Source organism: Hydrogenophilus islandicus, assembly GCF_054657095.1.
This window is the reverse complement of the sequence record NZ_BAAHXE010000009.1, coordinates 52,206-66,567: the sequence shown is the minus strand read 5'-3', so window position 1 is coordinate 66,567 and position 14,362 is coordinate 52,206. Positions and strand designations below refer to the sequence as shown.

The window sequence follows — 14,362 nt, the reverse complement described above, 5'->3', positions numbered from 1 at the left end:
AATGAAGCGTTGGACGAGAGAGTGGAAGGAAGAGGGGGTGAGGGAAGGAATCCAGATGGGAATCGAGCAAGGAGTCCAGCAGGGAATCCAGCAAGGCGAGCTTCTATGGAAACGAGTTGAAGCCGCATCGAACCTCCGTCGACTGCTTGCCAAGCGCTTTGGCCCAATCCCTACTGAAATCGAGCTGCGCATCTCGGCAGCCTCGCTCGAGGAGCTCGAGGCGTGGTTTGACCGCGCGATCGACGCCCCGACGCTCGCGGTGGTTTTTGAGGAGCAGCGGGGCGAGTGACTCCCGCGCCTTTGAAAGGGCGGACGCTCCCTTGTTGCTCCTCTGCGTGGCTGTTAGCGGCCATGTAAAAATGACCCACCGTCACTTCAGCGAGCGCGTCATGTTGGATTCAATCATCGCCACCGCCGCTGGGGGAACGGGTATGAGCTTCGTTACTTCAACGCGGCCAGTGCAGCTTCCGGCGCTTTGTCCAGCACCTTGAGGAGCGCCTTGGCCGCACCACTCGGGCAGCGCTTGCCTTGTTCCCACTTGCGCACCGTATCGAGCGACACATTGATGCGGCGCGAGAACTCGGCCTGGCTCAAACCCAGACGGCTGCGGATACGCCGTGTATACCGGGCAGCTTCCTGCAACGCCTCCCGCTCATCCTCGGCGATCTGGCGTGCGATCTCCTCGTCAGTCGTGGTATCGACCCGGGCTTCGTCGATGCGCCCGACAGCCCCGGTTATCCCATCAGCGGGATTGATCGTCATGCGCACGGTTCCCATAGCGTTTGACCTCGCGTTGGTTGGCTTTGCGAGCCGTGAGATTGTAGTTAGCGGCCATGTAAAATTTGCGCACCTTGTTGATCGCAGCATGGTCAGATCACCTCGGCGCAGAATGTGGCTGGCGTGACAATACGCGTGCGCCCCATGTTGCCCCGCTGCAGCAGCCCGGCGCGACGGTCGCCCGTCACCAGGTAGTCCGCCTCGCCGCCGATCGCCATCGCCAGCAGGAAGGCATCGTTGGGATCGAGCGTTTCGCAACCATCCGGCAGGGGTGGCAGTCGCTCCAAAACGATGGCGCGCTGCATGTTGTTGACCATCGTGCCGATGCAATGTGCGGGCAAGATGGTCTTGAGTTTGGGATAGCGGCTGACCCGGCGCAGCTCGTCAAGCTGTGCCACTGAGGTCACCAGCTCGAAGCGCCCTGCGCGCCAGGCGCGATAGATGGCATCGGGTGGCCCATGGGGCGAAATCAGCGCGCCGAGCAGCACGTTGGTGTCGAGGATGACGCGCATCAGTGCTCACGCGCCCATTGCACGGCCTCGTCGATGAGGGCGGTCAGTTCGGTTTCGCTCATGCCGGCGGCAGCTCTCTTCGCCTCATCGACTGCACGTTCGAGCAAATAGGCGCGCACAGCTTCCTCGATGAAGCGCGAAAGAGCGCCCTTGCGGCTTCCCCCCTGCGCGGCGATGAACATGCGCACCGATTGATCCACCTCAGGCGAGACGACGATATTCCAGCGAACGGTGTTCATGAGCCCTTCCAGTATTGGGTGGATGGGTGTTTATACATCATTTAAACCATTGCGGTCAACTGGGCGCGAAGCGATCCGCGACAACCCCTCGAAAACCGCCTTTTTCGGGCTTACCGGTACCGCTCTTCAATCCCTGGTCAGATCAAACATAGTTCGACGCAATCGCCACCTTTCGTCGGGGCGGACTCGGCGTCGCCGGTGCATTGACCACCGCGCATTGGCCCCGAGCTGCTGCAAAGTTGTCGGCAGACCACACTCACACATCATGCCACAGGTTCGGCGATCTGGCTGTGAGGAATGCGGTCGTAGCGCGGAATACGGGAGAGCGTCTCACTTAGACGCTCACGCGCAAGCTCGGCGTCGTAGTGCGCCTGCAACACGAGCCACCCCTCGGCATCAACGCCAAAGAAGGCACCCAACCGGGTTGCGGTATCTGCGGTAATGGCCCGGCGCCCTTGCACGATCTCGCTGATGCGCCGACGCGGCACGCCAATTGCCTTTGCGAGCGCATACTGGCTGATACCCAAGGGTTCAAGCCAGTCTTTGAGGAGGATTTCACCCGGGTGAACAAGAGGTACTTCGCGTCTCATTGTTTTTCCAAGCGGTTCCCTGGCGGCACCCGTAGAAACTCCAGGTTCGGTGCGGCGTGCAGCTGCTGGAGCTTACGCATCGCTGTCGCTTCAAACGCAACGAAACGGGGAATGCGTTTGCCCGCAAAGAACGCCTCCGTGTCGCGGCATGCAAACGACTTGATCATTACTCAATAGTAACGTCAAAGGTAACGTTCGTCAACTGTCGAAAAGCCAACGAGCGACTGTCAGTCGCCTGGGACGAACTCGAGGATGAGATCGCGCACTATTTCCGGGCGGGCAAAGGGACGCTTGTCGCCACTCTCTTGGTCAGGCATCGAGGCAACGGTGGGGCTAAGTCACTCTTCAACCTGAAAAAAAGGGCGCTTGCGCGCCCTTTTTGGCTTTCGGTCGTTCCGCGACGATCAGAACTTGTGGCGGATACCGACGTTGAAGCCGCGTTGATAGCCAGCGCCACCGTTCGACGCATTGCCCACCGACGCGGTCGCGCCCTTCTTGTTGCTGATGTCGGCGTACGCGACATAAAGGTTGGTGCGCTTCGACAGGTCATGCTCGTAGCCCAGCGCCCACTGAGTCGATTTCGGGTCGTTTGACGTCCCTTTCACATCGGTCTTGCCATAGTTGTAGGAAGCGAGCACCCGGCTCATCCCCGTCACCGGCACCGTCACGCCAAGCATCCAGCTGGTGCGGTCATCGGTCGCATTGACCTCACGACTCCCGTAGGCGGCAGCCACTTTCGCGACGCCAAAGTCATACGAACCGGCAAGGTCCCAGACGTTGAGGTCAGCCTTACCGGACTCTTGCGGATCGATCTTGTGGTAGTTCAAACCGACGAGCACGGGGCCGTTCTTGTAGACCGGGCTCAATGCATAAACGCGGATGTCGGTGTTGTTACCCGGAGTTTCTGCACCAGAGAGGTTGTTGACATACGCCGCCGTGACCGTCAAACCGGAGAAGTCGGGCGAGATGTAGGCGATGGTGTTGTCGACGCGGACATCAGTCGTATAGATGTTGTTCATCTGGCCGACGGTACCGAAGCCGAACGGATCGACCGCGGAAAGGAGGTTAAATTGCGGGGTATAGACGCGACCGACGGCCAACGTCCCGAAGCCACCGGAGAGGGTGACAAATGCCTGACGGTTGAAGGGGCCGTTGGCAGGGCCGTTACGGAATCCAGGCTCTTCAACCCCAAAACCCGACTCCAACACAAACCCGGCTTTCAGGCCGTTGCCGAGGTCTTCGGTGCCGCGAAAGCCCAGGCGGTTCCCCGACTGAATGCCGCTATCGACCGAAAACTTGGAACCGACACCCGGAGCGATATTGTCACTGCGGTGCGACACGCCGACATCGACCAAACCGTAGATCGTCACGTTCGACTGGGCCATCGCCGGGGCGGCCACAAGCCCTGCCACGGCCAGAGCGATCAGTTTCTTTTGCATCGTGCATCTCCTCTAAAAGAGTCACCAAAATCTGGGTGCGCAGCGCACCCGCCAACCGAGCACCGCTTGCGCGCGTGCTTGCCCCTTATTGTGCGGTGAAGGGCGTCGCGATGCAAGCGAAAGTGTGCCATCAGCCCCTTCTCGGCGATTTTCTTGTTGCAAAAACGCAACATCACCGCCACCGGGCGCCGAGGAACTTCTGCCGCAGTTAGCACTCTCAGTCATTGAGTGCTAAAATGGGATTGACCAACAAACGAGGAGGGAACCGTGATGACGAGCGCACTGACCGTGACCCCGCTGAACGCTCCCGCCAGCAGCGCGGCGCTCCCGGCGCGGTGGCGCGAGCAGCTCCCGAGCCCGGTGAGTAGCCTTGAGCGCTACATTCAGGCAGTCAACCGCTTTCCGGTGTTGAGCGAAGCGGAGGAGCAGCGCCTTGCCCGCCGCTTTTATGACGAGAACGACCTCGACGCGGCGCGGCAGCTGATTCTCGCGCACCTTCGCTACGTGGTGATGATCGCGCGCGCCTACTTCGGCTACGGGCTCCCGGAAGCCGACCTCATCCAGGAGGGGAACGTGGGGCTTTTGAAGGCGTTGCGCCGCTTCGACCCGAACAAGGGGGTGCGGTTCCTCACCTTCGCCGCCTACTGGATCAAGGCGGAGATCCACGAATATATCCTGCGCAACTGGCGGCTGGTGCGGATCGCCACCACGAAAGCGCAGAAGAAGCTCTTTTTCAACCTCCGCAAGCTCCTGGGCGGCGACAAGCTCACCCGTGAAAAGGCCGACGCGATCGCCGCGACCCTCGACGTCAAGCCTGAGGAGGTTGCGGAGATGCACACCCGCTTCGTCGGCGGCGAGGTCGCACTCGAACCCCCTGTGGACGGGGGCGAGGAGACGGAGTGGCGCGCGCCGCTCGCCCTCTTGCCCGATCCGAGCGGCACGCCTGAGGAGCTCGTCGCGGCGCAAGAGGCGGAGGCGGCGACGAGGGCGGGGCTCCGCGCGGCACTCGCGCAGCTCGACGCCCGGAGCCGCACGATCATCGAGCGGCGGTGGCTCACCGACGAACCGGCGACGCTGCAGGAGCTCGCGGCCGAATTCGGCGTCTCGGCCGAACGGGTGCGGCAGATCGAAGCGGCAGCGCTCAAGAAACTGAAAAAGTGGCTCGAACCGCAGAGCGCGGCGGTGCTCGCGTGACGCCACGCCCGAATCTCTTGGCGATCGCCGGCGTCGATCCTTCAGGCGGTGCGGGGCTTCTTGCCGACTTGAAGACCTTCACCGCGCTCGGGGGATTTGGCTGCGGGGTGGTGACCGCGCTCACCGCGCAAAACACCCAGCGGGTGACGGCGATCCACACCCCGCCGGTGGCGTTCCTTGCGGCGCAACTCGAGACGCTCCTCACCGACGTGCCGATTGCCGCGAGCAAAACGGGGATGCTCGGCACCGCGGAGGTGATCGAGACGGTTGCCACGCAGCTTGCCCGGTCTCTCCCGAAGACGCCCCTTGTCGTCGACCCGGTGATGATCGCCACAAGCGGCGATTCGCTGCTTGAGCCCGACGCGGTTGCGGCGCTCCAAGCGCTCCTCTTGCCGCTTGCCACCGTAATCACTCCGAACCTTCCAGAAGCCGCGGCGCTCACGGGGCTCCCGGAGGCGACGACGCTCGCCGAGATGCGGCGCACCGCTGAACGGCTGCGCGCGCTGATGGCCCCCTCCCCTGGGCGCTGGGTGTTGCTCAAAGGGGGGCATCTCCCGGGCGAGACGCTTGTCGACCTCGCGTTCGACGGCGAAACGGTGCTCACCTTTCGCGCGCCCCGCCGCCCCGCCGCGTTTCACGGCACCGGCTGTACGCTTGCCGCCGCCGTCACCGCCCACCTCGGTTTCTGGTGGCAGGGGCAAAACGGCGCGGACGCGTTCCTCGACGCCGCTGCAGCGGCGCAGCTCTTTGGCGAGGCGCACGCTTATCTCCACGCCGCGGTCGCGCACGCGGGTGAAATCGTCGCGGGACGCGGGGCGCAGCCGCTCCACCACGGCTACGCGATCGCCCCGCAATCCCCTTGCTACAACTCGTAGGATTCGCCCTCACCGCGCACCACGCGCGCAACCACCTCCCGCTTGAGGTGGGGGGCAAGCGCCTCGATGAAGGCAAAGACGAAGCCGCGCAGGTAGGCGTTGCGCAGAATGCCGATGCGGGTGACGTTCGACTCGATCAGGTGGCCGAGGTCGCGTTGCACGAGGTCGCTGTCGGCCACCGGGTCGAACGCCATCTTCGCGATGATCCCCACCCCGAGCCAGATCCGGACGTAGGTCTTGATCACGTCGGAGTCGATCGCGGTGAGCGCCACAGTGGGCTTCAACGCCCGCCCGAGAAACGCCTTGTTGATATGGTCGCGGCCGGTAAAGGCACCGTCGTAGGTAATCAGCGGATACTTCGCGATCGCCTCGAGCGAGAGCGGCTCGAGCGTGGCCAGCGGATGGTTCTTGGGAACCACCAGCGTATGGGTCCACTGGTAGCACGGCAGTTCCACGAGCTCCGGGTACTCGCTGATCGCCTCGGTGGCGATCACCAGGTCGGCGTCGCCCGCGAGGACCATTTCGCAGGCGTAACGGGGGCTTCCCTGGTGGAGGGTGAAGCGCACCTTCGGGTAGTGGCGGCGAAAACGGTCGATCACCGGCGGGAGGACATAGCGCGCCTGGGTGTGGGTGGTCGCAATCGCCAACACCCCTTCGTCGCTTTTCGCAAACTCCTCGGCAACGGTCGCGAGGCTATGAAGATCCCGGAGAATCCGTTCGCAGAGCGCCACCACCTGCTTGCCCGGCTCGGTGAGGCCCGTGAGCCGTTTGCCGTGGCGGACGAAGATCTCGACCCCCAGCTCCTCCTCAAGCGCCCGGATCTGCTTCGAGACCCCCGGTTGCGAGGTAAACATCGCCTCGGCGGCATCAGAGACGTTCATGCCGTGGCGCACCACTTCGATGACGTAGCGCAGCTGCTGAAGATTCATCGCAGCACAACTCCCCTTTTTGCCGTGCACTGTAATGGAGCATCACGCGGCCGTCAAGGGCCGACCTATTCCGCATCGTGAAAAATTGGGTACAATACGCCGCGCACCCCAACCGGACAAGGCCATGAACGCCCCCTACGAGAAACCCAGCGGTATTCAAGTGATCGACCGCCTGGTCCGCCTGCTGGAGACGCTGGCGAAAGCGAAGAGCCCACTGCCGCTGCGCGAGCTCGCCGCGCAAGTGGCACTCCCGCCCTCGACCGTACACCGCATCCTGAACGCGGTGGTTCCGAGCGGGCTCGTGGAACGGCTCGAGGGGGGGCAATACCAGTTGGGCCTGCGTCTGCTTGAGCTCGGGGCAAAGGTCAAAGAGCGGCTGACGGTGCGCGACGTGGCACTCCCGTTTCTCCGGCAACTGCACGAGGCGACCGGCGAGAGCGTCAACCTGGGGGTGCGCGACGGCGACGAGATCGTCTATATCGAACGCGCCTCGGGCGGCAAGTCGGCGGTGCGGGTGGTCCATATCGTAGGTTCGCGCGCGCCGCTCCACACGACGGCGACCGGCAAGTGGTTCCTCGCCGAGATGTCGGCGGCAGAACGGGCCGCCTATTGCGCCCGGACGGGGCTTGCCCCTCAGACGCCCCGTTCGCTCACCACCCGTGAAGCGCTCGAAAAGGAGTTGGCTGAACTCACGGCGCAGGGGGTTGCGTTCGACCTTGAAGAGCAGGAGATCGGGGTGCGCTGTATCGCCGCGCCGATTCGGGATGAGTCGGGCGCGCTCGTAGCAGGACTTTCGCTCTCGACCCCCGCCGAGCGGTTCGATCCGGCCAAAGCGCCTCTGGTCCAGGCCACCGCCGCAGCGATCTCGCGCGCGCTGGGCTACCGTCAGGCGGCGTGAGCAGCAGGACGACAATCAGCCGGCGCGGCGGTTCCCCTGCTGCGCCCGCGTCGGCAGCGGCTGCCCCGTCTCCAGCCAGTGGCGCAACCGCTTCGCGTCCGCGACGCGGGTGTATTTGCCGGTGCTATTCATCAGCACGAAAATCACCGGCCGCCCCTTGATCGGCGTCACCTGCACCAGGCACCGCCCCGCCTCACTGGTGTAGCCGGTCTTCTGCAGGAGCACCGGCATCGCGTCGCTGCGCACGAGCGCGTTGGTCGAGCGGAACCGCACCTTGCCCCCGGGGGTGGCGACCACCGCCTCTTCACGGGTAGAGTAGTCGCGAATCAATGGATGTTGGTAGGCGGCACGCACCAGGCGCACGAGGTCGTTCATCGACGCGACATTCTCGGGGGAGAGGCCTGCCGGATCGACAAAGCGGCTGTGGCGCATCCCCAACATCTTCGCTTTGACGTTCATCGCGCGGATGAACGCCATCCGCCCCTCGGGGTAGTGGCGCGCCAAGAGCATCGCGGCGCGGTTGTCGGAGGCCATGAGCGCCAGTTGCAGCGCTTCGCCGCGCGTCAGCACCGTGCCTGCGCGAAGCGGAGAATGGGTCCCTTTGATCGCGTCGTAGTCGTCGGTCGTCACCGTGAGCCGCTCGTCGAGCGGTTGCCGCGCCTCAAGCACGACGAGCGCGGTGAGGAGTTTCGTGATCGACGCGATCGAGCGGGGACGTTCAGGGTCGCCGCGCTGCGCGAGCACCTCGAGCGATTGGGCGTCCACCGCCAGATAGGCTTCCGACCGTAACCCCGGATCTTGTGCCGCATGGGCGATAAGGGCCGCTCCCACGACCCCCCACGCGACCACGATCTGCACCACCCAACGCCAAAGTGCTGCGGAGCGTCTCATCTTTTACCGCCTCTTGCCCTTATTGGCGCTATGATAAAACATGCGACGGTAAAAGTGCAATGAGGAGCCCCGATGATCCCTTCGTCCCCCTTTGCCCCGCGGGTGCAGGAGATCGCCCCGTTTCATGTCATGGAGCTGCTGCGCCGCGCGCAGGCGCTGGAGCGCGCCGGCCACGACGTCATCCACATGGAGGTGGGCGAGCCCGACTTCCCCACCCCGGAACCGGTGGTGGCGGCGGCGGAGCGCTTCCTCCGCGAACGGCGGGTCCCCTACACCAGCGCAGCGGGGCTGCCGGAACTGCGCGAGGCGATCGCTGCCGACTACCGGGAACGGTTGGGCGTCACGCTCCCACCGGAGCGGATCGTGGTCACCGCAGGAGCGTCGGCGGCGCTCACGCTCGCGCTTGCGCTCACCACCCGTCCCGGCGACGAGTGGCTCCTCCCCGACCCCTCCTACCCGTGCAACCGCCACCTCATCCGCCTTTTTGAAGGGCGGGCGCGCCTCATCCCTGTCGACGCCACACACCGCTTTCAACCCACCCCCGACGAGATCGCCGCTGCGTGGACCCCGCAGAGTCGCGGGGTGCTGCTCGCCTCCCCCAGTAACCCCACCGGAACGATGCTCACGCCAGAGGAGGCGGCAGCACTTGCGTGCGCCGTTCGCGACCGCGGCGGGCTCCTTCTTCTCGACGAGATCTACCAGGGGCTCACCTTCGACGCGCCGCGTTCGACCCTGTTGCGCGTCGTGCCCGACGCGTTCGTGGTCAACAGCTTTTCGAAATACTTCGGCATGACCGGCTGGCGCCTGGGTTGGCTGGTTTGCCCCGATGAGACGAGCGCGCGCGAAGCGGAAAAGTTGGCGCAACACCTCTACATCGCCCCATCGACGGTGGCGCAATACGCCGCGCTCGCCGCTTTTACCCCCGAAACGCTGACGATCCTCGAAGCGCGTCGCGCCGCTTTCGCCGAACGACGGCAGGTGCTCCTCGACGGCCTCAGCCGCCTCAACCTAGCCCCACCCGCGGCGCCCCAAGGGGCGTTCTACGCCTACGTCGATATCACCCCTCTCGGGCAGGACGCTGACCATTGGGCGCACCGCTTTCTGGAAGAGGCATTCGTTGCCGTGACCCCGGGGCGCGACTTTGGCGAACACCAAGCGGGCCACTACCTGCGCTTTGCCTACACCACCCAGAGTGAGCGGATTACAGAGGCGTGCGCGCGGCTGCAACGGCTGTTGCAGGGGTGATCGTTGTCGCCAAAAGGTATTGAAAACGATTCTTGTTTGTTTTATCATATCTCCTGTGTTCCACAACTTCGGGAGTTTGTCTCATGCTGCGTCGCACCTTCCTCGCTGCTCTGGTGAGCAGCACCCTCGTCATGCCCCTCACCGCTGCGCTCGCTGCGGAGAAGAGGCTCACCGTCTACACCTCACGCAACGAACAGCTGATCCAGCCTGTCTTCACGGCATTTACTGAGGAGACGGGGATCGCGGTGCGCTTTACCACCGACAAAGATGGCGCACTCATCGAGCGGCTCAAAGCGGAAGGGGAGAACACCCCCGCCGATCTCCTGATCACCGTCGACGCGGGTAACCTCTGGCTTGCGAAAGAGGCGGGGGTGCTGCGGCCGCTCGAGAGTGCTGTGGTCACCCAACGGATCCCTGCGCACCTGCGCGACGCCGAGAACCACTGGTTCGGCGTGAGCCTGCGCGCGCGGCCGGTGATGCGCAACATCCATCGCGTTGCGGCCGACGAGATCACCCGCTACGAGGATCTTGCCGACCCGAAATGGAAAGGGCGTTTGTGCCTCAGGACGTCGAAAAACGTCTACAACCAGTCGCTCGTCGCGATGATGATCGCCGAACTCGGCGAGGAGAAGGCTGAGGCGATCGTCAAGGGGTGGGTAGCGAACCTCGCGACTCTTCCCTTTCCGAACGACACCGCGGTGATCAAGGCGATCGCGCAAGGGGTGTGCGACGTGGGGATCGCCAACACCTACTACCTCGGGCGTCTGGTCGAGGAGCAGCCGAACCTGCCGGTGTGGCCGGTCTGGACCAACCAGAACGACCGCGGGGTCCATGTCAACGTCTCGGGCGTCGGGGTGACGCGCTACGCGAAAGAGCCGGAACTGGCGAAGCGCTTCATCGAGTGGCTGACCACCGCAGAGGCGCAGAAGCGCTTTGCCGAACTCAACCACGAATACCCCGTCGTCGAAGGGGTAGCGGTGAGCCCCGTAGTCGCGAGCTGGGGCACTTTCCGCCAGAGCACGACGCCGCTCGAGAAGGCCGGTGCGTTGCAACGGGCTGCGGTACAATTGATGGATCGCGCCGGCTGGCGCTAAGGCGTTTGCGTCCATTGTCCTGGAGGAAATCGTCGGTTGGGCCGCAGGGCCTAGCCTCTCCCTTTTTTTGGCGAGGTGCCGTCGCGGGGCTCGTTGCGCTCGCGTCGCTCCCCCTTGTGGCGATCCTCTCGTCGTTTCGGACGATCGACGAGAAGCTCTGGCACCACCTCGTCACCTTCCTCTTGCCGGTGGAGCTACGCGAGACGGCGCTGCTGCTCCTCGTCGTCGTCAGCGGGGCGTCGCTCTTGGGCGCAGGCTTGGCGTGGCTCACGACGGCGTACCACTTTCCGGGGTGCACCTTTTTCCGCCGGGCGCTGATCGTGCCGCTCGCGATCCCCGCCTATGTCCTCGGCTACGTCTACCTCGCATGGTTCGACGTCACCGGCGAGGTCGCCCAATGGCTGCGGTCGTTCGGCGTGTCGCTGCCGGAGATCCGCAACCGGTGGGGCGCAGCGGGGGTGCTGATCCTCGCCCTCTACCCCTACGTCTTTCTCGCCGCGCGCGTCGCCTTTGCCACGACGGGGGCGCGGGCACTCGAGGTTGGGCAGTCGCTGGGGCTCACGCGCGGTGAGGCCTTCTGGCGCGTGGCGCTGCCGCTCGCCCGGCCGGCGATCGTTGCCGGCAGCGCGCTCGTTGCGTTCGAGGTGCTCGCCGATTTCGGCGTTGTCGCGCTTTACGGAGTCGAGACGTTGAGCGTCGGGATCTACAAGGCGTGGTACGCGCTCTTTTCCCTCCCCACCGCGATGCAGATTGCCGCCGTGCTCGCCGGGGTTGCGGTGGTGCTGCTCGTTGTCGAACAGTGGGCGCGACGGCGGGCACGTTACACCGCGCCGGGCCGCAGCGCCCCGCTCGCCCCCGTACCGCTTTCGCCGACTGCCGGCTGGCTCGCGGCGCTCGCGTGCGCTGCGCTCCTGACAGTCGCTTTTCTCCTTCCGGTCCTGCAGCTCGTTCACTGGGCGATGAGCGTCGGGCGCGGGTTGCTGTCGCCGCGCTACTGGGGCTTTTTCGGCCATTCGCTCGTGCTCGGGACGAGCGGCGCGGTAGTCACGGTGACGCTTGCGCTTCTTCTCGCCTACGCGCAGCGGCTCGACCCCCGGCCGGCGATGACGGTCGCGGTGCGCATCGCCACCATCGGCTACGCCCTCCCCGGTGCGGTGCTTGCGGTCGGGATTGCCGCGGCAACGGGTGCGCTCGACCGCGCGTGGGTCGCGCTGGTCTCTGCGCTTGGGGACACGGCGACGCCGCTCCTTGGCGGCACGATCGCGGTGATGCTCGCTGCCTACGCCGTGCGCTTCCTCGTCGTCGCGTTTGGCCCGATCCAGGCGGCGCTCGGGCGCATCACCCCCAGCATGGACGAGGCGGCGCAAATGCTCGGCGCTGCACCGCACGCCCTGTTGTGGCGCGTCCACCTGCCGCTCCTTCAGCCGGCGCTCTGGGCGAGCGCTGCGCTCGTCTTCATCGACGTGGTCAAGGATCTGCCGATCACCCTGATGACCCGCCCCTTTGGCTGGGATACGCTCGCGACCCGGATCTTCGAATTGACCAACGATGGGCGGTGGGAGGAGGCGGCGCTGCCGGCGCTTGCGGTGACACTCGTTGGCGTCTTGCCCGCGCTCCTCTTGGCTGAAGCGCCGCGCCGCCAACGCTTCTCTCTTTCTGGGAGCGGGGTTCGATGCTAACTCTTGAGGGAATCACAAAACGGTTTGGCGAGCAGAAGGTGTTGGACGGCTTTTCGCTCGCGCTTGAACCAGGGATGATCGGTTGTCTCCTGGGCCCCAGCGGCAGCGGCAAAACGACCGTGCTGCGACTGATCGCCGGTTTCGAGTCGCCTGACGAGGGGCGCATCACGGTCGGCGGTGTCTGCGTCGCCGAGGGGCGCTTTTCGCTTCACCCCTTCCAGCGCCAAGTCGGGATGGTCTTTCAGGACCACGCCCTTTTCCCCCATCTCACGGTGGCGCAGAACATCGCCTTTGGCTTGCGGCGCTGGGGGAAAGCGGAGCGCGCCGCGCGCGTCCAGGCGCTCCTCGAATTGATCGATCTCACCGCCTTTGCTCACCGCTACCCGCACGAGCTCTCGGGCGGTCAGCAGCAGCGGGTGGCGCTCGCCCGCGCGCTTGCCCCACGGCCGCGGCTGCTGCTCTTGGACGAACCCTTCTCCAACCTCGACGTGCAACTCCGCGAGCGGCTTGCGAGCGACGTGCGCCGCATCCTCAAACACGAAGCGGTCACCGCGCTCATGGTCACCCACGACCAGTTCGAGGCGTTTGCAATCGCCGACCGACTGGGAGTGATGGAGGGGGGACGGCTGGCGCAGTGGGATAGCGCTTACGGGCTCTACCATGAGCCGAAGAGCCGGTTCGTTGCCGACTTCATCGGCGAAGGGGCGTTTCTTCCCGGCGTCGTCGAGTCGCCGCAAAGGGTCCAGACCGAGCTCGGGTCACTCCCCGCGGTGGCCGCTCAAGGGCTCACGCCAGGTGACGCCGTCGACGTGCTGCTTCGGCCCGACGACATCGTGCACGACGAAAAGAGCGCGATCATCGCGCGGCCGATTCACGCCGTCTTTCGCGGTTCGATCATCCGCTACACGCTGCAGCTCGCAAGCGGCACGACCGCGCTCATGGATCACCCGAGCCACGAACCGTTGCCGCTTGAGACGGCGATCGGGGTGCGGCTCGACACCCGCCACGTCGTCGTCTTTCCCCGCGCGTCAGCGGCCGGAGCGGGGCGTTAGGAGCGCTACTCGCTCCCCTTCAAGACCGGCGACCTGCTGCAGCTGGCGGTAGAGTGCCAGAACCCTCTTGCTGTAGCGCGCCGTTGGGTCATTGACGCTACCGTGGTAGTAGAGCAACGCCTTTTCGAGCGACCCATACCGCCGCAGCCCCTCAGCCAAGACCTCGACCCCCACGGCGATATTCACTTCGGGGACGAAGAGGTGGTCGGGCTGGGGTTCCCCAGCGACGCGCGCGTCGATCTTGTCGAGGTGCCACTTCGGGACCACCTGCATCAGCCCCAACGCACCGTGTTCGCTCTGCGCTGCAGGGTCGAACCCCGACTCGACCGCGATCATCGCGACGATCAACAGCGGATCGAAACCGTGCTGTAGCGCCTCGACCTCGATCGCCTTGAACCAGCGGGTCAGCTGATACTCGGGCGTCTCGTAGCGCTTGGCGATGTAGCGGCGCAATTTGCGCAGCGCTGGCGTACTTTCGGTGAGTGAGTAGAGCTCGAGCGTAGGCCGCTGGGGTTTACCCGCGCTACCCGACGCAGATCGTGCCGTAGCGACAGCCGAGGCTTGACGTGCCGGCGGCGGAGCGGCGGAGCCGAGAGGCTCTCCCGCAGCAAACGGGGAGACCTCCGGAGAGGAGGGGTTCTCGCCGCGGTAATCACGAAAAGAGGTGGACGAGAGCGGCGCCACCGCAGCGTTGGCTGAATCGATCGACCAGGTGAGCAAGGGACGGGGATCTTCGTGCGCCACATAAACGAGTCCCGCAAAAAAGGTGATGATGGCCCCTTGGGCAAACCATTGCACCAATCTCATGGTTGTCACTCCTTTTATTCGGTGCGCCCGCAGGCGGGGAAGAGCGCGGGCTGCGATCCTACCGCGTGATGAAAACCCAGCGGTAGTGGTTTCTGTTGGGGTGATGACGTAAGCTTACCGACAATCCATTGAGAATTCAAG

The 14,362-nt window shown here is 64.7% G+C and carries 17 protein-coding genes; 8 read left to right on the top strand and 9 right to left on the bottom strand.

The annotated features are described in order from the left end of the window. On the top strand, positions 1 to 289 hold a 289-nt coding region (locus tag ACYQ6T_RS04750; RefSeq protein ID WP_459828339.1), incomplete at its 5' end, for a DUF4351 domain-containing protein. Between the two features lie 152 nt (positions 290 to 441). On the opposite strand, the gene ACYQ6T_RS04745 is transcribed toward ACYQ6T_RS04750, so the two are convergent. From ACYQ6T_RS04745 to ACYQ6T_RS04720, 6 genes are all read right to left on the bottom strand, one after another. After that, on the bottom strand, positions 442 to 762 hold the full coding sequence (locus ACYQ6T_RS04745) for a helix-turn-helix domain-containing protein (protein WP_459828336.1): 321 nt from the start codon (positions 760 to 762) through the stop codon (positions 442 to 444). Positions 763 to 869: 107 nt separating this feature from the next. Continuing rightward, a complete protein-coding gene (locus tag ACYQ6T_RS04740; protein ID WP_459828333.1) occupies positions 870 to 1,289 on the bottom strand; it encodes a putative toxin-antitoxin system toxin component, PIN family in 420 nt (139 codons plus the stop codon). After that, a complete protein-coding gene (locus ACYQ6T_RS04735) occupies positions 1,289 to 1,528 on the bottom strand; it encodes a ribbon-helix-helix domain-containing protein (RefSeq protein ID WP_459828330.1) in 240 nt (79 codons plus the stop codon). The genes ACYQ6T_RS04740 and ACYQ6T_RS04735 overlap by 1 nt, the downstream gene beginning before the upstream one ends. A gap of 263 nt (positions 1,529 to 1,791) precedes the next feature. Continuing rightward, positions 1,792 to 2,118 carry a HigA family addiction module antitoxin gene (locus ACYQ6T_RS04730; RefSeq protein ID WP_459828327.1) on the bottom strand — a complete coding sequence of 109 codons (327 nt, stop codon included), beginning with the start codon at positions 2,116 to 2,118 and terminating at the stop codon, positions 1,792 to 1,794. After that, positions 2,115 to 2,285 carry a type II toxin-antitoxin system RelE/ParE family toxin gene (locus ACYQ6T_RS04725; RefSeq protein WP_459828324.1) on the bottom strand — a complete coding sequence of 57 codons (171 nt, stop codon included), beginning with the start codon at positions 2,283 to 2,285 and terminating at the stop codon, positions 2,115 to 2,117. Before ACYQ6T_RS04725 ends, ACYQ6T_RS04730 begins: the two co-directional genes overlap by 4 nt. A 237-nt stretch (positions 2,286 to 2,522) precedes the next feature. Beyond that, on the bottom strand, positions 2,523 to 3,557 hold the full coding sequence (locus ACYQ6T_RS04720; protein WP_459828322.1) for a porin: 1,035 nt from the start codon (positions 3,555 to 3,557) through the stop codon (positions 2,523 to 2,525). Positions 3,558 to 3,827: 270 nt separating this feature from the next. On the opposite strand from ACYQ6T_RS04720, the gene rpoH reads away from it, so the two are divergent. Next, the gene (gene rpoH / locus ACYQ6T_RS04715) at positions 3,828 to 4,751 is read left to right on the top strand and encodes an RNA polymerase sigma factor RpoH (protein ID WP_459828319.1); all 924 of its coding nucleotides are present in this window, start codon (positions 3,828 to 3,830) and stop codon (positions 4,749 to 4,751) included. Then, positions 4,748 to 5,626, top strand: coding sequence for a bifunctional hydroxymethylpyrimidine kinase/phosphomethylpyrimidine kinase (thiD, locus tag ACYQ6T_RS04710; RefSeq protein WP_459828316.1), 879 nt, complete (start codon positions 4,748 to 4,750; stop codon positions 5,624 to 5,626). Before rpoH ends, thiD begins: the two co-directional genes overlap by 4 nt. Here the strand turns inward: thiD and ACYQ6T_RS04705 are convergent. Then, positions 5,614 to 6,555, bottom strand: coding sequence for a CysB family HTH-type transcriptional regulator (locus ACYQ6T_RS04705; protein WP_459828313.1), 942 nt, complete (start codon positions 6,553 to 6,555; stop codon positions 5,614 to 5,616). The genes thiD and ACYQ6T_RS04705 overlap by 13 nt on opposite strands. Positions 6,556 to 6,679: 124 nt before the next feature. Between ACYQ6T_RS04705 and ACYQ6T_RS04700 the strand changes: the two genes are divergently transcribed. Then, on the top strand, positions 6,680 to 7,453 hold the full coding sequence (locus tag ACYQ6T_RS04700; protein ID WP_459828310.1) for an IclR family transcriptional regulator: 774 nt from the start codon (positions 6,680 to 6,682) through the stop codon (positions 7,451 to 7,453). Between the two features lie 15 nt (positions 7,454 to 7,468). Here the strand turns inward: ACYQ6T_RS04700 and ACYQ6T_RS04695 are convergent, their stop codons facing one another. Further along, positions 7,469 to 8,344: a serine hydrolase gene (locus ACYQ6T_RS04695; protein WP_459828308.1), complete on the bottom strand. Its 876-nt coding sequence runs from the start codon at positions 8,342 to 8,344 to the stop codon at positions 7,469 to 7,471. Between the two features lie 72 nt (positions 8,345 to 8,416). Here ACYQ6T_RS04695 and ACYQ6T_RS04690 point away from each other — a divergent pair, with 72 nt between their 5' ends. From ACYQ6T_RS04690 to ACYQ6T_RS04675, 4 genes are all read left to right on the top strand, one after another. Next, positions 8,417 to 9,589 (top strand): pyridoxal phosphate-dependent aminotransferase, encoded by a 1,173-nt coding sequence (locus tag ACYQ6T_RS04690; RefSeq protein ID WP_459828305.1) that lies wholly within the window; start codon positions 8,417 to 8,419, stop codon positions 9,587 to 9,589. 83 nt (positions 9,590 to 9,672) lie between these two features. Then, the gene (locus ACYQ6T_RS04685) at positions 9,673 to 10,683 is read left to right on the top strand and encodes a Fe(3+) ABC transporter substrate-binding protein (protein ID WP_459828302.1); all 1,011 of its coding nucleotides are present in this window, start codon (positions 9,673 to 9,675) and stop codon (positions 10,681 to 10,683) included. Positions 10,684 to 10,688: 5 nt separating this feature from the next. Next, positions 10,689 to 12,362, top strand: coding sequence for an ABC transporter permease (locus ACYQ6T_RS04680; protein ID WP_459828300.1), 1,674 nt, complete (start codon positions 10,689 to 10,691; stop codon positions 12,360 to 12,362). Then, entirely contained in the window at positions 12,356 to 13,414 is a 1,059-nt protein-coding gene (locus ACYQ6T_RS04675) for an ABC transporter ATP-binding protein (protein WP_459828296.1), read from the top strand. Before ACYQ6T_RS04680 ends, ACYQ6T_RS04675 begins: the two co-directional genes overlap by 7 nt. Here the strand turns inward: ACYQ6T_RS04675 and ACYQ6T_RS04670 are convergent. Beyond that, on the bottom strand, positions 13,391 to 14,221 hold the full coding sequence (locus ACYQ6T_RS04670; protein ID WP_459828293.1) for a transglycosylase SLT domain-containing protein: 831 nt from the start codon (positions 14,219 to 14,221) through the stop codon (positions 13,391 to 13,393). The genes ACYQ6T_RS04675 and ACYQ6T_RS04670 overlap by 24 nt on opposite strands. Between the last annotated feature and the right edge of the window lie 141 nt (positions 14,222 to 14,362).